This window comes from Microcoleus sp. Aus8_D2 (genome assembly GCF_036702665.1).
Lineage (GTDB): Bacteria > Cyanobacteriota > Cyanobacteriia > Cyanobacteriales > Microcoleaceae > Microcoleus.
On sequence record NZ_JAUBUN010000012.1, the window covers coordinates 24,636 to 43,340 of the forward strand.

At 43.6% G+C, this 18,705-nt stretch carries 29 protein-coding genes; 11 read left to right on the forward strand and 18 right to left on the reverse strand.

Translation table 11 applies throughout. The features are described 5' to 3' along the window. Positions 1-61: 61 nt before the first annotated feature. Both fldA and QUB64_RS11955 read right to left on the reverse strand, forming a co-directional pair. Positions 62-574 (reverse strand): flavodoxin FldA, encoded by a 513-nt coding sequence (gene fldA / locus QUB64_RS11950; RefSeq protein ID WP_333269486.1) that lies wholly within the window; start codon positions 572-574, stop codon positions 62-64. Between the two features lie 163 nt (positions 575-737). Then, positions 738-1,064 (reverse strand): cupin domain-containing protein, encoded by a 327-nt coding sequence (locus tag QUB64_RS11955; protein ID WP_333269485.1) that lies wholly within the window; start codon positions 1,062-1,064, stop codon positions 738-740. A gap of 118 nt (positions 1,065-1,182) precedes the next feature. On the opposite strand from QUB64_RS11955, the gene QUB64_RS11960 reads away from it, so the two are divergent. After that, positions 1,183-1,380: a hypothetical protein gene (locus tag QUB64_RS11960; protein WP_333269484.1), complete on the forward strand. Its 198-nt coding sequence runs from the start codon at positions 1,183-1,185 to the stop codon at positions 1,378-1,380. Between the two features lie 31 nt (positions 1,381-1,411). Here QUB64_RS11960 and ubiG read toward each other — a convergent pair whose 3' ends face one another. Then, the gene (ubiG, locus tag QUB64_RS11965; RefSeq protein WP_333269483.1) at positions 1,412-2,257 is read right to left on the reverse strand and encodes a bifunctional 2-polyprenyl-6-hydroxyphenol methylase/3-demethylubiquinol 3-O-methyltransferase UbiG; all 846 of its coding nucleotides are present in this window, start codon (positions 2,255-2,257) and stop codon (positions 1,412-1,414) included. A 93-nt stretch (positions 2,258-2,350) separates the two neighbouring features. On the opposite strand from ubiG, the gene QUB64_RS11970 reads away from it, so the two are divergent. Further along, positions 2,351-3,082 (forward strand): TIGR04283 family arsenosugar biosynthesis glycosyltransferase, encoded by a 732-nt coding sequence (locus QUB64_RS11970; RefSeq protein WP_333269482.1) that lies wholly within the window; start codon positions 2,351-2,353, stop codon positions 3,080-3,082. A gap of 14 nt (positions 3,083-3,096) precedes the next feature. Here the strand turns inward: QUB64_RS11970 and QUB64_RS11975 are convergent, their stop codons facing one another. From QUB64_RS11975 to QUB64_RS12000, 6 genes are all read right to left on the reverse strand, one after another. Then, positions 3,097-4,149: an acyltransferase gene (locus tag QUB64_RS11975; RefSeq protein ID WP_333269481.1), complete on the reverse strand. Its 1,053-nt coding sequence runs from the start codon at positions 4,147-4,149 to the stop codon at positions 3,097-3,099. Positions 4,150-4,502: 353 nt separating this feature from the next. Then, a complete protein-coding gene (locus tag QUB64_RS11980) occupies positions 4,503-5,189 on the reverse strand; it encodes a DivIVA domain-containing protein (protein ID WP_333269480.1) in 687 nt (228 codons plus the stop codon). After that, positions 5,072-5,650 (reverse strand): pantetheine-phosphate adenylyltransferase, encoded by a 579-nt coding sequence (gene coaD, locus QUB64_RS11985; RefSeq protein ID WP_333269479.1) that lies wholly within the window; start codon positions 5,648-5,650, stop codon positions 5,072-5,074. Before coaD ends, QUB64_RS11980 begins: the two co-directional genes overlap by 118 nt. A 185-nt stretch (positions 5,651-5,835) precedes the next feature. Continuing rightward, positions 5,836-6,660 (reverse strand): M15 family metallopeptidase, encoded by an 825-nt coding sequence (locus QUB64_RS11990; protein ID WP_333269478.1) that lies wholly within the window; start codon positions 6,658-6,660, stop codon positions 5,836-5,838. A 219-nt stretch (positions 6,661-6,879) separates the two neighbouring features. After that, positions 6,880-7,098, reverse strand: coding sequence for a helix-turn-helix domain-containing protein (locus QUB64_RS11995; protein WP_333269477.1), 219 nt, complete (start codon positions 7,096-7,098; stop codon positions 6,880-6,882). A 75-nt stretch (positions 7,099-7,173) separates the two neighbouring features. Further along, the gene (locus QUB64_RS12000; RefSeq protein ID WP_293131940.1) at positions 7,174-7,386 is read right to left on the reverse strand and encodes a helix-turn-helix domain-containing protein; all 213 of its coding nucleotides are present in this window, start codon (positions 7,384-7,386) and stop codon (positions 7,174-7,176) included. Positions 7,387-7,582: 196 nt separating this feature from the next. Between QUB64_RS12000 and QUB64_RS12005 the strand changes: the two genes are divergently transcribed. Next, a complete protein-coding gene (locus tag QUB64_RS12005) occupies positions 7,583-8,023 on the forward strand; it encodes a hypothetical protein (RefSeq protein WP_333269476.1) in 441 nt (146 codons plus the stop codon). A gap of 310 nt (positions 8,024-8,333) precedes the next feature. Here the strand turns inward: QUB64_RS12005 and QUB64_RS12015 are convergent, their stop codons facing one another. Together QUB64_RS12015 and QUB64_RS12020 are read right to left on the reverse strand one after the other, a co-directional pair. Next, positions 8,334-8,693, reverse strand: a complete 360-nt coding sequence (locus tag QUB64_RS12015) for a helix-turn-helix domain-containing transcriptional regulator (protein WP_333269475.1) — start codon at positions 8,691-8,693, stop codon at positions 8,334-8,336. A 4-nt stretch (positions 8,694-8,697) separates the two neighbouring features. Beyond that, complete coding sequence (locus QUB64_RS12020) at positions 8,698-9,024, reverse strand: type II toxin-antitoxin system RelE/ParE family toxin (protein WP_333269474.1); 327 nt, start codon at positions 9,022-9,024, stop codon at positions 8,698-8,700. 121 nt (positions 9,025-9,145) lie between these two features. Here QUB64_RS12020 and typA point away from each other — a divergent pair, with 121 nt between their 5' ends. Together typA and QUB64_RS12030 are read left to right on the forward strand one after the other, a co-directional pair. Continuing rightward, positions 9,146-10,936, forward strand: a complete 1,791-nt coding sequence (gene typA, locus QUB64_RS12025; protein ID WP_333269473.1) for a translational GTPase TypA — start codon at positions 9,146-9,148, stop codon at positions 10,934-10,936. Between the two features lie 380 nt (positions 10,937-11,316). After that, positions 11,317-11,712 carry a hypothetical protein gene (locus tag QUB64_RS12030; protein WP_333269472.1) on the forward strand — a complete coding sequence of 132 codons (396 nt, stop codon included), beginning with the start codon at positions 11,317-11,319 and terminating at the stop codon, positions 11,710-11,712. 16 nt (positions 11,713-11,728) lie between these two features. On the opposite strand, the gene QUB64_RS12035 is transcribed toward QUB64_RS12030, so the two are convergent. The 4 genes from QUB64_RS12035 to QUB64_RS12050 form a co-directional block, all read right to left on the reverse strand. After that, on the reverse strand, positions 11,729-11,995 hold the full coding sequence (locus QUB64_RS12035) for a type II toxin-antitoxin system RelE family toxin (protein ID WP_333269471.1): 267 nt from the start codon (positions 11,993-11,995) through the stop codon (positions 11,729-11,731). Then, on the reverse strand, positions 11,992-12,201 hold the full coding sequence (locus QUB64_RS12040) for a hypothetical protein (RefSeq protein WP_333269470.1): 210 nt from the start codon (positions 12,199-12,201) through the stop codon (positions 11,992-11,994). Before QUB64_RS12040 ends, QUB64_RS12035 begins: the two co-directional genes overlap by 4 nt. Positions 12,202-12,426: 225 nt before the next feature. Then, positions 12,427-12,639: a hypothetical protein gene (locus QUB64_RS12045; RefSeq protein ID WP_333269469.1), complete on the reverse strand. Its 213-nt coding sequence runs from the start codon at positions 12,637-12,639 to the stop codon at positions 12,427-12,429. A gap of 307 nt (positions 12,640-12,946) precedes the next feature. Beyond that, the gene (locus tag QUB64_RS12050) at positions 12,947-13,435 is read right to left on the reverse strand and encodes an NACHT C-terminal alpha/beta 1 domain-containing protein (protein WP_333269468.1); all 489 of its coding nucleotides are present in this window, start codon (positions 13,433-13,435) and stop codon (positions 12,947-12,949) included. A gap of 28 nt (positions 13,436-13,463) precedes the next feature. Between QUB64_RS12050 and QUB64_RS12055 the strand changes: the two genes are divergently transcribed. Both QUB64_RS12055 and QUB64_RS12060 read left to right on the forward strand, forming a co-directional pair. Then, complete coding sequence (locus QUB64_RS12055; protein WP_333269467.1) at positions 13,464-15,869, forward strand: DUF262 domain-containing protein; 2,406 nt, start codon at positions 13,464-13,466, stop codon at positions 15,867-15,869. Further along, positions 15,848-16,204 (forward strand): HNH endonuclease, encoded by a 357-nt coding sequence (locus QUB64_RS12060; RefSeq protein ID WP_333269466.1) that lies wholly within the window; start codon positions 15,848-15,850, stop codon positions 16,202-16,204. The genes QUB64_RS12055 and QUB64_RS12060 overlap by 22 nt, the downstream gene beginning before the upstream one ends. Before the next feature lie 96 nt (positions 16,205-16,300). Here the strand turns inward: QUB64_RS12060 and QUB64_RS12065 are convergent, their stop codons facing one another. Both QUB64_RS12065 and QUB64_RS12070 read right to left on the reverse strand, forming a co-directional pair. Continuing rightward, the gene (locus QUB64_RS12065; RefSeq protein ID WP_333269465.1) at positions 16,301-16,756 is read right to left on the reverse strand and encodes an HNH endonuclease; all 456 of its coding nucleotides are present in this window, start codon (positions 16,754-16,756) and stop codon (positions 16,301-16,303) included. Beyond that, positions 16,753-16,986 carry a hypothetical protein gene (locus QUB64_RS12070; protein ID WP_333269464.1) on the reverse strand — a complete coding sequence of 78 codons (234 nt, stop codon included), beginning with the start codon at positions 16,984-16,986 and terminating at the stop codon, positions 16,753-16,755. The genes QUB64_RS12065 and QUB64_RS12070 overlap by 4 nt, the downstream gene beginning before the upstream one ends. A 14-nt stretch (positions 16,987-17,000) precedes the next feature. Between QUB64_RS12070 and QUB64_RS12075 the strand changes: the two genes are divergently transcribed. Further along, positions 17,001-17,219, forward strand: coding sequence for a hypothetical protein (locus tag QUB64_RS12075; protein WP_333269463.1), 219 nt, complete (start codon positions 17,001-17,003; stop codon positions 17,217-17,219). Here the strand turns inward: QUB64_RS12075 and QUB64_RS12080 are convergent. Next, positions 17,204-17,437: a hypothetical protein gene (locus QUB64_RS12080; protein WP_333269462.1), complete on the reverse strand. Its 234-nt coding sequence runs from the start codon at positions 17,435-17,437 to the stop codon at positions 17,204-17,206. The two genes, QUB64_RS12075 and QUB64_RS12080, sit on opposite strands and share 16 nt — an antisense overlap. Before the next feature lie 165 nt (positions 17,438-17,602). Here QUB64_RS12080 and QUB64_RS12085 point away from each other — a divergent pair, with 165 nt between their 5' ends. From QUB64_RS12085 to QUB64_RS12095, 3 genes are all read left to right on the forward strand, one after another. Then, positions 17,603-17,809 carry a ribbon-helix-helix domain-containing protein gene (locus tag QUB64_RS12085; RefSeq protein WP_083888202.1) on the forward strand — a complete coding sequence of 69 codons (207 nt, stop codon included), beginning with the start codon at positions 17,603-17,605 and terminating at the stop codon, positions 17,807-17,809. Then, complete coding sequence (locus tag QUB64_RS12090; RefSeq protein ID WP_333269461.1) at positions 17,790-18,260, forward strand: GIY-YIG nuclease family protein; 471 nt, start codon at positions 17,790-17,792, stop codon at positions 18,258-18,260. Before QUB64_RS12085 ends, QUB64_RS12090 begins: the two co-directional genes overlap by 20 nt. Before the next feature lie 113 nt (positions 18,261-18,373). Next, the gene (locus QUB64_RS12095) at positions 18,374-18,598 is read left to right on the forward strand and encodes a helix-turn-helix domain-containing protein (protein WP_333269460.1); all 225 of its coding nucleotides are present in this window, start codon (positions 18,374-18,376) and stop codon (positions 18,596-18,598) included. Positions 18,599-18,705: the final 107 nt, after the last annotated feature.

The following is an 18,705-nucleotide window of genomic DNA, read 5'->3' on the forward strand; positions in this document are numbered from 1 at the left end:
GTGCAACCGGAATTGATATAACTGGTTCCTAGGCAGAGCCTGGGAACAAGTACAAGTAATCCTAGATACCAAATTCTTTCTTGAGTTGAGACACCCAAGATTTAACCCGTGCTTCCGTCATCTCAGATTGATTGTCTTCATCGATCGCCAAACCCAAAAATTTGCCATTAACTACAGCTTTAGATTCATTAAAATCATAGCCATCTACCGGCCACTGACCGACAGTTTCACCGCCCTGATCCGAGATTTTCTCAGCCAAAATCCCCATTGCATCCATAAAATTATCCGGGTAGCCTTCTTGGTCGCCAGTTCCCAAATAAGCTACTTTTTTGCCACTAAAATCAATATCATCAAGTTCGGTAAAAAAACCTTCCCAGTCGCTTTGCAGTTCGCCGATCTTCCAAGTCGGACAAGCGATAATCAGACATTCGTATTCGGCGAAATCATCAGACTCAGCGCGACCGATGTCGTGCAAAGTTACGATATCGCCGCCAAATTCATCTCGAATCATGTCAGCGATAGATTCAGTTTTGCCAGTTGTAGTTCCGTAGAAAAGACCAATTGCTTTTGACATTGTTACTCCGAATGTGAAATTTGATAGTGGTTGAGATTTCTTTTTTTTGAGTCGGAATTTGGCATTTCTTGCCTGCAATTCAGACAAAACCAGTAGACGCGGTTGTGGCTAACCTGAGAAATTAGTGAGTCAAGGCAGCAAGGGCACTGTTTTTTCATCTTGTTTAAAGTTGAAAATTCATTAACCAAGCTGACTCGCTCATATCGGGATCTGCTTCGCAGTCAATTAGTAACAAATTCAGCGTCGTTTGTACTTTTAGGGTGCGCGGGATGCCGGCGGGTACAAACACAAATACTCCCGGTGTTAAAGTGACTGTCCGATCGCACACCGTGAGAGTTCCCACTCCTTCTAAGACGGCTATGGTGACATCTTTGGAGCGATCGAGGTCGGGTATTTCGGAATTTTGACCCAAACTCATCAGTTTTTGGCTGTCCGTGGGTTGTCCGTCGCTGATTCGCGAGGCTGACGCGGAAACTATTGCTGCTGTCACGGTGATTGACCTCCAGGTACTGTTAACTTCCGGTAGTTATTGCAATTAATATTCAATAAGCTACCATGCAATTTAGATAAAATATCAATAATTAAATATTAAGATTTGTAACAAAAAGGTGGCTGCATTGGAGATAGTTGACGAAATTACAGCCTTAAATTTATACAGAGCGGTGGTTTTGGGCGATAGAGGTGGAAATGGCGATCGGTCAAATCCCAAAATAATTGCAAATTATATGCAGTTATGTCTAAAAAAATGGGGCGGGTTTGAGGGGGATTTGGTCGATCGCACAAATCCCTCTCAAACCCGCCCCTAATGGCAAGAGTCAACTATCAACAATTAACCGTCTAATTTTTCACCCCTACGCCCACATACATAATCGACGTATCCTCATTGATTTGGATTTTAAACAACCCAGACTTTTTGTAATCAATATAGTTAGCGAAATTAACTGTTAAAAGTTGAGCCGCTTGTTTGAAAACTGCCCCGGAAGGAAACAACTGCTTTCCGCGTGTAAAATTCCCCCAAAAACCGTGCATCTGGGCTAAAACAGAACCCATTTCTCCAAACATATCAAAACCTTTAATTTCAATATTCCCAAAACCCGTATCTCGCATTACCGCAGACAGTTCCTCCGGGGTAATAAACTTTTCCCAATCGTGAACCCCCCGCCTAATTTCTTGCAAAATATTTTCCATCAGGCCAATCATCACCACTTGCGAGGAAAAAGTTCGGTTGATGGTATCGAAAAAGAACATTCCTCCGGGCTTGAGAATTCTGTGAACCTCTGACACAACTTGTTTGTAATCTGCAACGTGTTCTAAAACATCCACGCAAATTACAACATCAAAGGTATTGTCTTCGTAGGGCATATTTTCGGCAAAACCTTGCCTGTAGTCAATCTCAAAACCGCTGGTAACTGCGTGATTTTGAGCTGCTACAATGCACTTTTGCGATCGATCTATTCCCGAAACCACAGCGCCCCTCTCGGCCATAAACTCGCAGGAAAAACCGCCGCCGCACCCGACATCTAAGGTTTTCAGCCCTCGCCAATTGGTCGCGTGTCTGTCGAAAAACTCAAATCTGGGTTTGTTGAGATGGTAGAGAGCATAGATTTTAGCATTTTCGTCCCACCAATTATCAGCATTTTCATCGTAAAATTCTAAATCGTTTTTTACTTCTGTTTTCTGCACGATTTTTTTAGTCCTGATTAGTGGAAGATACAGCGGCAGTTGTCAATCGCCACAGTTTTTTATTATAATAGTTTTGGCATAAATTTCAACCTGATGGCTAGCGTTTCTATTATCATCCCCGTCCTGAATGAAGCGACTTGTCTAGAACGCACCCTCCGCCAACTCAGCATCCTCGATCCTCCGGCTTGGGAGGTTTTGGTGGTAGACGGCGGTAGTCAAGATGAAACAGTGGCGATCGCACTTTCCGCTGCCACCCGTGTTATTGTTAGCAGTATGCCGGGACGTTCCGTGCAAATGAATCTAGGTGCAAAAACCGCTACAGGGGAAATTCTCTGCTTCCTCCACGCCGATACTCTAGTTCCCGGCGACATGGTAGCAGTTATCCAAAACACATTATCCGATGCCGAAATTGTCGGCGGCGGATTTATTTCTTTAATGACAGGTTCGCAGCAAACAAGATGGGGTTTTTCGCTGCACAATTACCTGAAAACTTATTACGCACCGCTGTTATTTCGCCCTCATTTGTTTGTTAAAGGATTGCGATTGCTGTTTGGCGATCAAGTTATTTTTTGCCGCCGGACAGATTTTTGGGAATGCGCGGGTTTCGATGCGGCGCTACCAATTATGGAGGAAGCGGATTTGTGTTTGAAGTTGGTGCTACGGGGGAGACTGAAGTTAGTCAATCGGGTTGTGGAAAGTAGCGATCGCCGAGTGGCGCATTGGGGCGAATTGAAAGCAACTGCTATCTATCTTGCGATCGGTTTTTTGTGGGGATTTGGTGTTCCTGCGAGGTATCTCAAGCAGTTTTATGAAGACATTCGCTGAAACACAAAATCCGATTAAATTCCCAGAATGTACTGGCTGTATTTTTTGGGCAAAACTTTCTGCAACAGGTAAATAATCGCCAAACAACCGCACAAAGTGCCTGTAACTAAAAAGCTGAGCTTCAGTAGCGGAGGTACTGGGTCAATAAACTTATAATATACTAATAACACATATTTCACGACGGTCGAATCTAGGAGATATATAGGGAATGAATAAGCAGCCAATATTTTGATTAATCCCGATACTCTATTTGGAAGTGCGATATTTTTAGAAAATGCGAGGATCGACAAGACGAACAAAATTGCGTATCCTTGGGCAGATAGTTTAAAAAACGAGCGGAAAAACCATGCCTCCGCAGTAACTCCGCTGAGCAGGTAATATTCCCAAATGCTTGCTAGATAAAAGAGGACTGTTGCTCCTAAAACTAGAATTTTTTTGCGTTCGAGAACTGGTTGAATTTTGTCATAGACTGCGCCCAAAAATAGACCTGTTGAAAATGGCAAAATCCAACTAAAAATCCAGCGCTCCATCAAAGGTAGAGGTATTGATATGTATTTGAGAGCGGTTAAGTAAAAGAATACGGTAAAAATTGTTTGAATTGTTAAACCCAAGGTCAAAACTTTTCTGGGTTCTAAAACTCTTAATTTCACTAGCAGCCACCACCAGCCGTAGCATTGAATAATTACAACGATGAAGTAATAGGGAGGCATCACGGAGCCTGTCAGGATGTCTCTGAGCAATGAAAGCAAATCAATTTTTTGGAGTGAGTTCCAATTATTTAAGATGTACAAAGTTACTGACCAAAACAGGTAGGGTGGTATAATTCTTGACAGTCTTTTTTTGACTACCTGTCCGGGATTATTTTGATTGTCGAGTTTGTTGGTGAGGAAAAAACCGCTCAGAAGTAAAAATGCAGGTACGCAGAACAGTTGAAATGTATCGATCGCGACAAACAAAATTCTGCGATCGCGAAATGCCGAGAAGCCAGCATGAGTAATCACAACACTGACAATCGCTAAAGCGCGGATCAAGTCAAATTCAGCGAACCGATTAGAAGCTTTTTGCATGATAAAAATTAGATTGCAAAAATTCGAGTCAAATCAATAATTCTCTGTGTGATGAGTTTTCACCATACCATAAAATGTTATATTTGCTCCTATCTTCACAAAACTTATACCAATTTAAACAAGTCTTGCTACAATCCTCAATCTGATCCCAATTATTAATTCTCTCAAATAAAACTCTCCGGCGTTGCAGCTCCCCGCGCCGGACTTAGGCTCAGCGGTTTTCCTAGCACTCGATCCTCCGATCGCCCGCCAATTCTCCTGTACGGATGCTGGGCCGTTTCCCTACTACCCGATCGCCCGCCAATTCCGAAAATTACCGGGAAGTAACGCTTGCTTCGATCGAAAGCAGTTAACTAACCGTTGTTGTGGTGGATGTGCGACGCCGAAACACTATCCAACCGATCGCGCCCGTTGCGGATCACGCGCAGCATATCGCTCAGCTTGTGCTCAATATTATCGAGCACTTGGTCAGCATAATCGTCGGCGCCGTTTTGAATTTCCTCGCATTCAGCCATCGCCCTGACTCTCATCTCTTCCAGTTCCTCTTGAGCCTGGTAGCGAATTTGTTCGACTTCCGCCAGCGTCGCCTGCTGAATTGCTTCGCAGTCGAGCAAAACTTGCTGTCGCAACTGATCTGCTTCTATCTTCGCCTGCTGGAGCAGGCCCATATCGTTTAAAAGTTCTGCCGCTCGCTGTTCTGCTGCTTCTATCACTTCTTGAGCGTAGAGTTGAGCTTCTTGGAGCAGTTCGTCCTTGTGACGGATGATTGTCTCGGATTCCTCAAAGGCGAGCGGCAAATTTAGCCTCACCAAGTCTAACTGATCGAGCAACTGTTCTTCATCCACCAGAGTGCGTCTGGTCATGGGAATGCGCGGGCTGTCGAGAACAATTTCCTCAAGCCGGTTCAATTCCCGCTGGATGTCTACTCCTGCGGTTCTGGTCTCGTCTCCGAAGGCGGCTGTGTTCTGAGGTGATTCATTCTCAGTGCTGCGTCCGGTAGTGTCGGGTTCGATGCGAGTTGGTTCCTGCTGGCGTAACATTTGTAAATATCTAGAGCGACGTGTTTCGGAACAAGATGATCTACGGAGCCACCAAACTTGGCGATTTCTTTAACTACACTACTACTTAAAAAGCTGTACTCGTTAGAAGTTGCCAAAAAAACTGTTTCAATTTCGCCCAGAAGGGTTTTATTGGTGTGGGCCATCTGGAGTTCCATTTCAAAATCTGTTAATACCCGGAGTCCCCGCAGCAGCACTTTGGCTTGTCGAATCTTAGCATAGTTTACTGTCAAACCCTCAAAACTGTCTACTTCTACGTTTGGCAAGTGTTTGGTAGAGCGCAGGATCTGCTCGATCCGTTCTTCTACGGTGAACAGAGGGGTTTTGCTGGGATTTTTGACTACGGTAACAATTATGCGATCGAACAGTTTAGATCCCCGCTCGATAATATCTGCGTGACCGAAGGTAATGGGGTCAAAGCTGCCTGGATAGATTGCAATCACTTGTTTGGCCCGAGAGGGAAAGAGGGGGAGAGGGGGAGAGGGAGAGAGGGAGAGAGGGAGAGAGGGAGAGATGTGGAAAACCTTCCTTTTTCCTTTTTCCTTCTGACTGTGAACTGTCAAGCGGTCAACTGTCAACTGCCCACTGCCAACTGTCAACTGTCAAGCGGTCAACTGCCCACTATCTTCTACTTTTTGAGAGAATGAGCTTTGTAGAAAGTTTCCAGGCTTTGTCTGTCGCCCACAAACCGCCAGTGCCAAGGCTCGTAACTGACGCCTTGGCGGTTGTTTTTGGGGAATGACATTTCAAAGCTGAAGGAGGCGGAGTTGGCTTCTAGCCACTTGAATGCTTGGGTATTTTCAAAGCTGGGACTGAGGTTGGTATCCGGTGCGCTGCCGTCGGCGAGGTCGATCGCATAACCCGTATGATGTTCGCTGTAACCTGGAGGAGCGCTGACTTCGGCTCGCTTGCTGGCGTTTTGCTTCCGTTCGGCTTTCACATCAAAAAATACGTGTTGTTGGTCTTCCAGGGAGCGAAAGCCGGATATGGGAGCGAAATAGATCCCTGATGCGGCGGCGGCGTTGGCCATTTCTTGATATTTTGCTGCTGCTGAGGTGCGGAGTTTGACGCTACCGTCGGGGGTGACGTTTACCAAGTCTTGGGCTGGTGCTTCTGGGTAAGGCAAGTGTCCCAGCAGGTTGTCTGGGGTGGCGGCTTTTGAGTTGGTAGCTGGACTCGGGGCGGATCCAGGCGCCGAAGTCGCCAGTGCTGGGTTTTGTTTAGTTGGCTCTGCCCGACTGGTGGCTGGGAAAAAGTTAAAGTTGAGGTGCAGCCAGATGCTGACCCCAAAGGCTACTGCGCCCAACCCTAGCAGTTTCCAAATCAGCCCTTTTTTCTTGGACTGACTCCCTCCTGCTTCTAGGTATGGGTGGTCTCGCACTGCTTCTGGAATTTCGTCGGCGGCAAGCTCCGAGGCTTGCGGGGGTTTTCTCGACAGACTAGCGTTATCCAAGCCAGCTCCACTCCTGCACTTCAATAAGGCTCAACGTTACAAATTGTAGACGGTTCTGGGCGATCGCACACCTACCATTGCCGCTGAGAATATATACTCTCTTCCTGACGGAGCCCCGTCCCATCCGCCAACTCTCAACTCTGTTATTTGGGCCTACAGTCGATCGCCCGTTTTAGTCAAATTGGTTGGCGCTGATTTATTTTAAGTGTCATTTGCTACTTATTCGACAAATTCCAACAATTGTTCGATCGACACATCAAACGTCCGCGCCAATTTTAGCAGAGCACCGATGTCAGCCATTGTCATACCGGGCGATCGAGCGTAGCTTTTGACGGTGTTGTAGGATACCCCGGAGCGATCGGCTACTTCTTTGAGCGTCCAACCTTCCCTAGCAGCAAACTCTCGAATCCGCAATTTGATCAATTCGCCTCTTGACATGACGGTGAAATCTCACCTATATTATTTTATATAAATGAACGTTAGATCCCCAACGGAGGAAACGCCGACGGCAACTTATTCTTCCACAACCTCAAACAAGTCTTCTATCAACACATCAAAAGTTCGAGCTAATTTTTGCAGATAAGTAACGTCAACGGTTGCTAATCCGGGCGATCGGGCGTAATTTTTCAGCGTGCTGTAGTGGACTCCCGAGCGATCGGCAACCTCTGTCAAAGTCCAGCCGTTCTCGGCAGCCAGCTCTCGAATTCGCAACCTCACCAATCCCATGCTTGACAAAGGGCAAGTATTTGCCTTAAAGTAATTAAAGATTAAAGAGCGATCGCCCTGTGGCCTTGGAAACTAAAGGGCGATCGCTTTTTCAAACAAACTCCGATCGAATCAGAGACACCTACTTAAATCAGACGCACTTATTTAAGACGCACTCATTCAATCAGACGCACTCATTCAATCAGACGCACCCACTATGATAGCAACACAACACTCAGAAGCCAAGCAAATAAATCCACTGGCTCGATTTGTGACAAAAGAAGCAGTAGCCAAAGTCTTGAAAGTCAAGCCCGAACAGATTCGCGAGATTCGGCTGTGGCCGTATATCATCCACGTTGTGGGAGTTAGCCTCAGCAAATTTGTGAGTTACGCAGATATGCCACCAATTTTAGGAGTAGAGCCGCCGACGCTGCAAGACTGTACGCGGTGGTCGAAGCGTTGGCGGAAAACTCAGCAGCAAGCACCAGCATTTTGGGTAGAGTTTTACGAGGGGAAATTTCGGCAGTGTCGCGGTGTCGAGGAGCTTTTCAACTGGGGTAAATTGGTAGGTAAGATTAAGCACGGTTTGTCAGGTTTTCAGGTGGATTGGCTGCGAAAAAGTTATGTTGTTGTGAAACAGTGTCTCGAGGCTTTTTGAAGGGCTGGGATAGGAAAGTAGACAACAATAAGAGGCGGAAAAATGATTAAATATCGCTACACCATTTTAATTCAATGGTCTGAAGAAGATAATTGTTTGGTTGCCAGTCTTCCCGAGTGGGGAGCTTTTTTTCACATTCATGGAGATACCTATGAATAAGCTCTCAAGAATGCCCAAGAAGTATTAGAACTCTTAATCGAATCTTCCGACGAAGAGGGAAAAACTTTACCAGATCCTCAAACCATGGGAAAAATGTTACAGTTAGTTTGATTATGACGTTTTCTACTTTCAACCGGCATGAAGCCGAAAATCAAACATTACCAACTTCCGCGAACTCAGCAACATTAGCAGAACTTTCCTCATTTCCTGCATCAACCGCAACGGTTAACTTCAATCCCAGAGCCTTTAGCCAACTAGCCAAAGCATAAATTGTCGCACTTCCTTCTACGGCCAACAAAGAATCTAACTTTTCCAGATGCAACTTAGCATCATCAGCAGACATATTTGGTTCACCCAGAGCCTCAAATACATCTCTCATCGCTTTTCGCATGATTTTTAATTCCAAATCTCCTTCTTCTTCCTCAAAAATCTCTGTGAGGTAAGCAGCAGAATAGTTTGGATCTCTGAGATTAGAAATTTTAAAGGGATGGTAAGGTAGACTCTTAGTCATTGTCTCAACTCCTATAATTTGTCCAGTATTGTTTAGCCTTGCGAATGTCTCGATCTTGAGTGCTTTTATCGCCACCTACGAGCAAAAGTACAATTGTCGATCCAACTTGTCCAAAATAAACTCGATACCCAGGGCCATAATTAATCCTCAACTCGCAGACACCTTCTCCCACTGAGCGAGAATCTCCCACATTGCCTTCCTGAAGGCGGTCAAGTCGCGTGTCAATCTTAACTTTGGCGTTAGCATCTCGGAGTGAACTAAACCACTCATCAAAGGGAACTCTGCCGTCAGGCTGGCTATAACGCTGAATTTCCTTGGGTTGCGCTTCCATAATTTCAATTTTAGCGGGTCAGCACGTTAATTATACAGTCGCGCCCGATCGCCCCTTGACTCCATGCGCTACAATTATTAAGAAATCTTTAGTTAAATCCGTTTAACGTTCCAGACGCATTATGAGTCTTCCCATTCGCAACGTTGCTATCATTGCTCACGTCGATCACGGCAAAACCACCCTTGTGGATGCTCTCCTCAGACAGTCCGGGGTCTTCCGCGAAGGGGAAGAAGTCCCAGATTGCGTCATGGACTCCAACGACATTGAGCGCGAACGCGGCATTACCATCCTTTCCAAAAACACCGCCGTCAGATACGGTGAAACCCTAATCAACATCGTCGATACCCCCGGACACGCGGACTTCGGCGGTGAAGTCGAACGAGTTCTCGGCATGGTAGACGGTTGTTTGCTGATCGTAGACGCCAACGAAGGCCCGATGCCACAAACCCGCTTCGTGCTCAAAAAAGCCCTCGAAAAAGGACTGCGCCCGATCGTATTTGTCAACAAGATCGATCGCGATCGAGCCGACCCCCACAAAGCAGTCGATAAAGTTTTGGATCTGTTCCTCGAACTAGGTGCTGACGACGATCAGTGCGAATTTCCCTACCTCTTCGGTTCCGGTTTAAGCGGTTACGCCAAAAAACACCTCGAAGACGAAGGGGTAGATATGAAGCCCCTGTTTGAAGAAATCCTAGACCACGTACCGCCCCCCGTCGGCGACCCCGAAAAGCCGCTGCAACTGCAAGTAACCACCTTAGATTACTCCGAATACGTCGGCCGCATCGTCATCGGCCGCATCCACAACGGCACGATTAGAATCGGTCAACAAGCAGTTTTAATCACAGAAAGCGGCGCGCTTGTCAAGTCAAAAATCACCAAATTAATGGGCTTTGAAGGCCTGAAGCGGATTGATATCCCAGAATCTTCTGCTGGTAATCTTGTCGCCGTTGCCGGTTTTGCTGATGCGTATATTGGCGAGACAATTACTTGTCCCAACGACCCGCAAGCCCTACCTTTAATCAAAGTAGACGAACCGACTTTGCAGATGACTTTCTCCGTGAACGATTCGCCGTTCTGCGGTCAAGAAGGTAGTTTGGTAACATCGCGTCAAATTCGCGATCGACTAATGCGAGAACTCCAAACCAACGTCGCCTTGCGCGTCGAAGAAACCGACTCTCCCGACAAATTCCTCGTATCCGGCCGTGGCGAACTCCACCTCGGAATCCTGATCGAAAATATGCGTCGCGAAGGATACGAATTCCAAGTATCTCAACCGCAAGTAATCTTCCGCGAAATCGCCGGTCGTCCCTGCGAACCCTTTGAATGTTTGGTGTTAGACGTACCCGAAGAAGCAGTCGGCGGCTGCATCGAACGCCTCGGTCAGCGGAAAGCAGAAATGCAAGATATGCACGTCAGTAGCACCGGCCGCACCCAAATCGAATTTTCAGTCCCCGCTCGCGGTTTGATTGGATTCCGAGGCGAGTTTATGCGCTTGACTCGCGGCGCTGGAATTATGAACCACAGCTTCCTCGACTATCGCCCCCTCGGCGGAGAAATTATCGCCCGTCGCAACGGAGTATTGATTTCCTTTGAAGAAGGAACTGCAACTACTTATTCACTGAAAAATGCTGAAGACCGTGGCGTATTTTTCATTACCCCTGGAACCAAGGTTTACAGAGGGATGATTATCGGAGAAAACAACCGAGATGAAGACATGGAGCTGAATATCTGCAAGTCGAAGCAGTTGACAAACCACCGCGCATCTGGTGGTGAAGAATTGGCGCAATTGCAAGCACCAGTCGATATGAGTTTGGAACGCGCTTTGGAGTACATCGGCCAGGATGAATTGGTGGAAGTAACACCAAAATCAATTCGCTTGCGGAAGGTGTCTAAGAAGTTGGTGAAACGGTAAAATAAAATATTTTTAGGATGGGGATTTATACCCCATCCTAAAAATCTGACTGTCACCTGTCAACTGTCAACTATTTTTAAGGTCTATGGCAATAATTACGATTCAAGTTGATGAAAATATTAAGACAGCGTTTGAAGAAGCTAGTCTTAAGACTCAGCAAGAGTTAAGTTCGATTATTCAATTGTTTTTTAGATAAAATTTACATAACAAAACTTTAACCCAGGTTATGGCAGAGATTTCTGACAGAGCCGCGCAGCGAGGCTTAACACCAGAAATCTTACAAGATATTTTAGCAGATAATGACGAAACCGATAATCGGAGAAATTTGTCATCAGGTTATATTTAGTTATAGGGATGAATTACGGCTAGATTTTGGTGAGATGTCTGCCTATACTCACCCAAAATTAGCACATCTATGCAAAGGTAGTTGGCAATTTGGCACAAGGGCAACACCTTGGGTTTTCAAGCAAGGCGATCGCATATTAACTTCTTCCTTGCTAGTAGATATAGATGCAGAAATAGATGAGGTAGAAATAGATGCTGTCAAAAAAGTTTTGCAGCAATTGGAAAATAAAGAATTGATTGATTTTGCGATTGCTGCTCATAATATTAGTTTCACTCTAGTTTTTGAGTGTGATTACCAACTAATTTTACAGCCAGATTTCCCAGATGATTCTGGACTTCCCTATTGGGAATTGTTCATGCCAACAGAACAAGTTTTGACGGTTGGGCCTGGATTTTTTTGGGAATGTAAATCAATTCACGAACGTGATTGATATTAAATTAAATTGATTAGGGAAAGTATCTATAAATCTCTTTCCTATGCAGTATTCTGACAAAACAGACTACGCCATCATTAACTTTAATACCGATGCGGTAATCTCCTAGCCTAATGCGATAGTAGTCTCGATCGCCTTTGAGTTTTTTAAGATTGCTGACTTCATTTAATTTTTCTGCATTCTCAACATCTTCGATCGCTTCCTGAATTCTTTGAAACAAGTCGGCATCAAGAATCTTCAGCAAATCCTTTTCAAAGCTTTTTATAAACTCAACATTCATGGTTGTCCCTTCAGAATCTTGAAGATTCGATCGCGACTGACTGTTTCAGTATTTTCGCCTTCTTTGATAGCATTTTCCATCCCTATATCTTCTAGGGCTTCTGTTACAATTTCCGAAAATACTTCTTTGTGTTCTTTTACTAACTCAAAAATAGCTGCTTTGAGTAATTCTTTAAGCTTGGTTTCGTCTAGAGTAATTTCAGACATAGCTTTTTTTTGTTCTATTTTTTTTAAGGTTTTAATTATATCACAAAACAGGGCAAATTTAGTTCGCGGGTGGCCAGAAACCGGGTTTTTTCGAGCATACTCGCTACACATCGTAGAATCTGCGAAAAACCCGGTTTCTTGGGTTTGCGCGTAGTCAGAAACCGGGTTTTTTCGAGGATACTTCGCCGCACCTCGTAGAATCTGCGAAAAACCCGGTTTCTTTGGTTAGTAGGAAGCAACAAGAGCTTGTTGGACGGGTTCAGAGAGTTCAATTGGCATAAAATAACGACTTGGGTATAAGTAATCTTCTCCCGATTCATCAATGACGCGAATCATTTGATGAGAATTAGCCTGAGTGTTTGGCAAAACCTGATAAATTTTGCGGACTTCTAAGGAAGCTGAGTAGTCTTCGTTATTGATGCAAACCACAAATTCCATAACTTTTACTCCAAAATATATTTGAGCTTAATCTCTTTTTTGCCGATTCCATGCGCTTCGTACCAGTGAATTTCTGCCTCGCATATTGTCCCATCTTCAAGTTGAATGGTCGTGAGTCCTTTCAGCTTGCGCCAGCGTCCAGAACCCTAAGCTTTTTGTAGTCGTTTCAGTTCTCGAATTGAGTTACCAATAGCAATAGTTTCAATGTCGCGAATTTCTCCTAAAATCTCAAAGTTCAATCGAGTTCTACTCCTAATGGTTTAAACTTTTGCGCTGTAAAAAGGGGATTTTCTGAAACTATCATAACTCAGGACTCTAAATGAACTCTTTTGAGCCAATTTACGACAGATTGCAGTAAATCGGGGTCATGGGGCGAGAAGGTTTGCAGGGGTGGGTGAGGCGTATCTGCGATGAGACAGATTGTACCGCCGAAGCGGGTAAGGGCATTGAGGAAAGTAGGGATCAAACCTTGGGCGGCGGGGGATGTGGGGTCTTGGTAGAAGATGAGGATGGGGTGTTTGTCGCTGTCGCGGCGGAGTTGATTCCAGTAGGATTTGAGTTGGGGGAGGGTTTCGGGTTCGCCGGTGGGGCGTTGGGGACAGTTGCGATCGAGGAATTGTTCGTAGATTTCGAGGGCGGGGTTATCTGTGTCGATGAATTTGCTGGTGTCGATGCAGAAGAGTTGGAAAGTTTGGGCGAGGTTGATTTCGGTGAGTTGGGTTTGCAGGAGTTGGGGGAGTTGGGCGAGGTTGAGAGTTTGGGGTGTTGCTATGCTATAGTTAAAGACTCTACCCATTGTACAAAATGTAAGCGAGAACTTGAGAATGAGTGGCTTTTTAACACAAGAAGACTTTGAAAAAATTTTTACATCGCACTTGAAGATTGGAACCTATTCAATATCTATAGAATCACTTTTTAGTTTACGGAATTTAAATAAAATCAATTACAAGCCGTATTATCAGAGAAATTATGTATGGGACGACCATAAAGCAACTTACTTTATTGAAAGTATCTTGTTGGGGACTGAGATCCCTCCTCTTATATTTTTTGATAACGGATCTGGTACTGAAGTAATTGATGGAAGGCAAAGATTTGAGACGATCAAAAGGTTTAAAGAAAATGAATTTTCCTTAACAAGGAATGGTCTGGAAGCACTAAAGCAGATTGCCAAAGCAACTTATGAGTCTTTACAAGCTAGTTCTGAAACAAAAAGTATAATCAATTTATTTTTAACCGCAAAAATTATAATCATAGAATTTAAAATAGTTAGTGAACCTATAGCGGTTCTCAAAAAAGTGAGGTATGTCCATAGCCCTATGCCCTATGTCCGGTTTGGCCTATGCCCGGTTTGGCCTATGCCCGGTTTGGCCTATGCCCGGTTTGGCCGTCAAGTACCTCATCTTTCTGAGAAAGGCTATAGACTTGATTTAGCCCTTGAAGACAAGGTTAAGAAGGAAATATTTGGCAGATATAATTCTGGTATAACCCCTTTAAAGAAACCAGAAATAGATAATGCTCTCTATGATGCAGATTCAGTGTTTCGGAAATTCAAGAATTTGGTAAAACAAGACTCTGAATTCTGTAACATGATTACTGACCTTTTCTTGCCGAAGGAGAGTGAAAGAGTTTCCGATCGCGGAAGAATACTACAGTTTATTCGTAGGTATTTAGTTCTCTACAAGTTTCCTATTAGGTATTACTCATGGGGAAACAACAGAACTGAAACGTTAGATAAATTGTATGAACACATGACAAATGAAGTAGATAATATAGATGATTTATGTAATAAATTTGTAGAAAAAGTTCGTCTGGTTCATCGAATGAAGCAGATATTTACAGATAAAACTCTAATTTTAAAACGACCAGCTTTTGAATGTTTGTTATGGGTAATTCAAGTATTAGATGCTGAACAAATTGATTTATCTGAGGTGAATAATAACGATCTGATTGAACGCTTAGGTCAGGCAATTTCAGATAACAATCATAAGTTTATTGATTCTCACTACTATAGTAATGTTCAAGAACGTTTCTCGTTTACGGCGAAGTTATTTGAGCAGGAATTTAGTGTAAATTTTCGTGTCTATTTAGAGGGTAACAAGAAGACAAGAGATGAATTAAACCTGATTAGGAAGAGTAAAAATGATGATACGGTTACAATACTCGGTGAGTTAGCCTCTCTAAGAGTAACAAAACCAGAACCATCGCTAAATTCAATAGATGATATTGCGACAGTGATGGATCGTAATATGTTTCTCGTTCGTCCTTCTTACCAGAGATCGGAAGTAATTAACATATCTAAAGCATCTTCAATTATTGAAAGTATTCTTTTAGGCATCAGCCTTCCTCCAATCTTTATTTATAAGCGTAAAGATGATGTTTCTGAAGTGATAGATGGACAACAACGTCTACTAACAATTTTAGGTTTTATAGGTAAAAGCTACATGGATGAGAACGGTAATCAATGTACAAGCAAAAACTCTGGCTTTCCTTTAAAAGGATTAAAAATACTGAAGCATTTAAACAATAAAACCTACAACGATCTTAAGGATTTTGATGCTTCTTTACAAGATAAAATTTTAGACTTTGGACTCTTGGTAGTCGAAATTCAAGAAAATCTTAATCCAGAGTTTAACCCAGTTGATCTTTTTGTTAGGCTCAATAACAAGCCATATCCGATTAGAGAGAATTCTTTCGAGATGTGGAATTCTTGGGTAGATAGAGATATTATTGAAACTATCAGAAAAAATCTCGATCGGCATAGAGAGTGGTTTTATATCAAACTTGTCAAGAGCAGTAATGATAGAGACAGGATGGAAAATGAAGAGCTTTATACATCCTTAGCGTACCTTGAATATCAGCACCGGAAGAGAAAGGATGCTGATAAGAGTTGGTCTATTTATAATAGAAATGATGGCATCAATTTAAGAGTTCCATCACACGAAATTACTAGGCTACTTCAAAATGCTTTTGAAGATGAAGAGGTAAAGACTAACTTTCTCAAAGGTATCAAGAATGTAGAAAGCTTTGTAAAAAAAGTGAAGCTTATTTTGCTGGATAGAGATGTTGAAGGAGCCAAAGAAGCATTAGATAAGTTTTTTGGTGATGAATTGAATTTGCTATTCAAAGCGCAAAAAAGACAAGTTCGTTCATGTGTACAAAACAAGACTTTTACATTCTGTGGTATCTTGTCAATCCACTTAATCTTGAAATGGTTAAGTTTAATAGGTTAAAAATAAAACAAGACTTGCAAAATATCTTTTATGATTTGAGGAAGAATTCAGAAAATTTCACAAAAGACTTATTTCGGTCAAAAGCTCAAAATTTTTACGAAAAGTATGCAATAAAGCCAAGACAAACTAAACTTTCTGAAGCCGAAAAGTTTGAAAAACTTAGAGAACAAGATAATCGCTGTGCTATCTCAGGAGATCCTCTATTTATAGGAGATGATATTGAGGTAGATCATAATACACCATTAAGCATTGGGGGAGTAGATTCTATAGAGAACCTTCAAATTACCCACAGGGACAGTAATAGGAAGAAAGGCTCTAAACCTCCATCTCAATAGATCTGACCACTCGTGTGTAAGTCCTATCCTAAATACTGCATTCCTGCCTTTAAGTGTCATTAAAAACCCGGTTTCTTTAGTTTTGATTAATATAGTTTATTGCATTTCTCTGGGATCGTCTGTTGGTGGATGACAGCCAGCTTTAATCCATAAACCGCGTGCTTCCTGAATAGATCGCTCTCCTTGATAGCGTTCGTCGTTCACGTCAAGCCGATCGCAAGTAGCGCGACCAATTGCTGTAACTCCGATAATTTTTGTACCCTCCCCCGTCCAAATAAAATGCTCTTGCCATTGCTGAATTCGAGGATTGAATAGAGCTACTTCCGATTGAGTTTCTAAATCGCTAGCGACTGTAAAATTGTAACGGCGTTGATTGCAACGGCTACAAGCAAGCGCCAAATTATTGACATCATCAGTACCGTCTAAAGAACGGGGTTTAATATGGTCGATGGTAAAACGAGAGGTGCTGATTTCTTCTGGAGAGTGACAATATTCGCAAAGGTATTTAGCCCGTTCTCTGACATATTGGCGGGTTGCTTCGGTAAGGGTCATGTTTGAGCGAGGAGGAGGGAGTTGAGGTAAGTAAAAAGCCGATCGAGTTCGTTGATGGCGGTGAGTTCGTCTTGTTCTTCAGCGGTTAGGTCATTAATTTTATTTTTTTCCAGAAGGGTTTCTAGATGGAGTTGAAGGCGATCGGTAAATTTGAACAAAGGGCGATTATTGACTGTTTCGACTTTAATTCCGGTTTCAATGAGGGAGGGAGGTTGAATGACAACTTGCATAATATTTGACTTTGATGAATTGTTTGTCATGTTTAGGCCTTGTCCGTATTTTATCTCAAATTACGGGAGGCCAGAAACCGGGTTTTTCCCTTGAATACTCGTCACACCTCGCAGAAACTGCTAAAAGCCCGGTTTCTTTGATATTTATGCGATCGCCCTTCAATGAGACACAAAGGTCGATCGCACTTAACACAAAAAGTGCGATCGCCCTCAAAGACTATTCTTTCCAGTAACGAGTTAAAATCCGAATTACCTCACCCGCTAGAGGCGACGGTAGAGGCGGACTCCATTCCCCAACTTGTGCAAAACCCAAAACCTGCAGCAGATTGACGATGCTTTCTACCGCTTTCGGAACCCCGCAAATGAGCAAACGAATCGGTTGTTTCCCTTGAGGTACGTCGGGAATTTCTTCCCGAAGCAGTTCGGGAACAGATTTTGGCTGTGATATCATATGGTTTCTCCTAAATATGGGAGTTCAAGCCCCCACCGAACGATCATGAGTCTGAGCGGTGGGGGTTTTGTTTTTGGTTGTTAGATTATTATAGCATAAATTAAACTACGGTGTGCTACTTTAGCTCAAAAAAGCTCTAAAAAATTTGCAGTCAGCTAAAATGACATGGTGAACACGCTACCCCCAAACAATGTGAGTCCTGCAAAATCTCCAAGAGTTGCCTTTTACCCCCCGCCCGAAATCAAGGAGAAGTTAGAGAAACTGGCGAGTATTGAGCGTCGTTCGATTTCCCAAATGGCACTACTTTTGGTGGAGGAAGGGCTCGAAAGAGCACAGAAGGAAGGTAAGTTCAATGAATCCAAAGACGATTAAACCGCTAACTCTACCCTCACTGCCGCTTGCCGATCGCTCTCAACTGCCTGTGTGTCCTGCCGTATACTTTGTGTTGGACGGTGATGCGGTTTTGTATATTGGCAGCACTAAGAACCTTCAACAGCGTTGGCTAGCACATCATCGCTGGTATCAGCTAAAGGTAATGAGCGGTAATATTCGCATTGCTTGGCTCGAATGCAGCGACGCTAGTCTGCTGGTAGCTATTGAAACAGCCTCGATCGAACACTTCGAGCCATCTCTTAACCGAACAAGGGTTGAAGGCGAACAAAACACCATCAAACTTGTAATTCCCAAGGCATTGAAAATCAGGTTCAAAGCCTTGTGCGTTCGTGCCCAAAGGGATATGAGCAGCGTCGGAAGTCAATTAATAGAAAACTGGTGTCAAGAGCAAGAGCAAGCCGAGGCGAAACGGGATGAGTCAAACACCTGAAGGGGCGACACCAAATGGCAAAAGTCAGAATTTGTTCTCGGATATCAGCTCGTGAACGTTGCAGAATGGTAACATCTGCTTGCAAAGTTATCGCTAGCAGTTGAGCATCAGCAGTGATCCGTTGGAAATTGGCAGTTGTGATGGCCGATCGCAATATCAGCAATAAAGAATTGGCTGCTTTAATGGGAATGCACCCCACTTCCGTGTCTAAAATCAAAACCCGTCGCCGACTCACCCGAATCGATGAAGCCACTCTCAGCGCTTTGTGCAGAGCACTGAAATGTCAGCCGGGAGATTTAATGGTTTATGAAGAGGACGAGCCCGATGCCTTAAAATGACTTGGAAATCTGAATTGTCAGCCGAGGAATTTAATGATGTATGAACAGGAAAATTATGATGGCTTAAAAGGGTGCATCTGGTTTTGGCGAATATATCGCTCCGGGGC

What these genes read in the sequence shown, in the direction of transcription:
- QUB64_RS11995 (WP_333269477.1), bottom strand. Translation starts at nt 7,098, where the DNA reads ATGTCAAGAGGCGAATTGATCAAATTGCGGATTCGAGAGTTTGCTGCT.
- QUB64_RS12070 (WP_333269464.1), bottom strand. Translation starts at nt 16,986, where the DNA reads ATGCAAGTTGTCATTCAACCTCCCTCCCTCATTGAAACCGGAATTAAA.
- QUB64_RS12045 (WP_333269469.1), bottom strand. Translation starts at nt 12,639, where the DNA reads ATGGAATTTGTGGTTTGCATCAATAACGAAGACTACTCAGCTTCCTTA.
- QUB64_RS11970 (WP_333269482.1), top strand. Translation starts at nt 2,351, where the DNA reads ATGGCTAGCGTTTCTATTATCATCCCCGTCCTGAATGAAGCGACTTGT.
- QUB64_RS12085 (WP_083888202.1), top strand. Translation starts at nt 17,603, where the DNA reads ATGGTGAACACGCTACCCCCAAACAATGTGAGTCCTGCAAAATCTCCA.
- QUB64_RS12065 (WP_333269465.1), bottom strand. Translation starts at nt 16,756, where the DNA reads ATGACCCTTACCGAAGCAACCCGCCAATATGTCAGAGAACGGGCTAAA.
- fldA (WP_333269486.1), bottom strand. Translation starts at nt 574, where the DNA reads ATGTCAAAAGCAATTGGTCTTTTCTACGGAACTACAACTGGCAAAACT.
- QUB64_RS12005 (WP_333269476.1), top strand. Translation starts at nt 7,583, where the DNA reads ATGATAGCAACACAACACTCAGAAGCCAAGCAAATAAATCCACTGGCT.
- QUB64_RS11975 (WP_333269481.1), bottom strand. Translation starts at nt 4,149, where the DNA reads ATGCAAAAAGCTTCTAATCGGTTCGCTGAATTTGACTTGATCCGCGCT.
- QUB64_RS12090 (WP_333269461.1), top strand. Translation starts at nt 17,790, where the DNA reads ATGAATCCAAAGACGATTAAACCGCTAACTCTACCCTCACTGCCGCTT.
- QUB64_RS12080 (WP_333269462.1), bottom strand. Translation starts at nt 17,437, where the DNA reads ATGATATCACAGCCAAAATCTGTTCCCGAACTGCTTCGGGAAGAAATT.
- QUB64_RS12015 (WP_333269475.1), bottom strand. Translation starts at nt 8,693, where the DNA reads ATGACTAAGAGTCTACCTTACCATCCCTTTAAAATTTCTAATCTCAGA.
- QUB64_RS12060 (WP_333269466.1), top strand. Translation starts at nt 15,848, where the DNA reads ATGGTTAAGTTTAATAGGTTAAAAATAAAACAAGACTTGCAAAATATC.
- QUB64_RS12040 (WP_333269470.1), bottom strand. Translation starts at nt 12,201, where the DNA reads ATGTCTGAAATTACTCTAGACGAAACCAAGCTTAAAGAATTACTCAAA.
- QUB64_RS12055 (WP_333269467.1), top strand. Translation starts at nt 13,464, where the DNA reads ATGAGTGGCTTTTTAACACAAGAAGACTTTGAAAAAATTTTTACATCG.
- QUB64_RS12075 (WP_333269463.1), top strand. Translation starts at nt 17,001, where the DNA reads ATGAATTGTTTGTCATGTTTAGGCCTTGTCCGTATTTTATCTCAAATT.
- QUB64_RS12020 (WP_333269474.1), bottom strand. Translation starts at nt 9,024, where the DNA reads ATGGAAGCGCAACCCAAGGAAATTCAGCGTTATAGCCAGCCTGACGGC.
- typA (WP_333269473.1), top strand. Translation starts at nt 9,146, where the DNA reads ATGAGTCTTCCCATTCGCAACGTTGCTATCATTGCTCACGTCGATCAC.
- QUB64_RS12000 (WP_293131940.1), bottom strand. Translation starts at nt 7,386, where the DNA reads ATGGGATTGGTGAGGTTGCGAATTCGAGAGCTGGCTGCCGAGAACGGC.
- QUB64_RS11980 (WP_333269480.1), bottom strand. Translation starts at nt 5,189, where the DNA reads ATGTTACGCCAGCAGGAACCAACTCGCATCGAACCCGACACTACCGGA.
- QUB64_RS12030 (WP_333269472.1), top strand. Translation starts at nt 11,317, where the DNA reads ATGTCTGCCTATACTCACCCAAAATTAGCACATCTATGCAAAGGTAGT.
- QUB64_RS12035 (WP_333269471.1), bottom strand. Translation starts at nt 11,995, where the DNA reads ATGAATGTTGAGTTTATAAAAAGCTTTGAAAAGGATTTGCTGAAGATT.
- QUB64_RS12050 (WP_333269468.1), bottom strand. Translation starts at nt 13,435, where the DNA reads ATGGGTAGAGTCTTTAACTATAGCATAGCAACACCCCAAACTCTCAAC.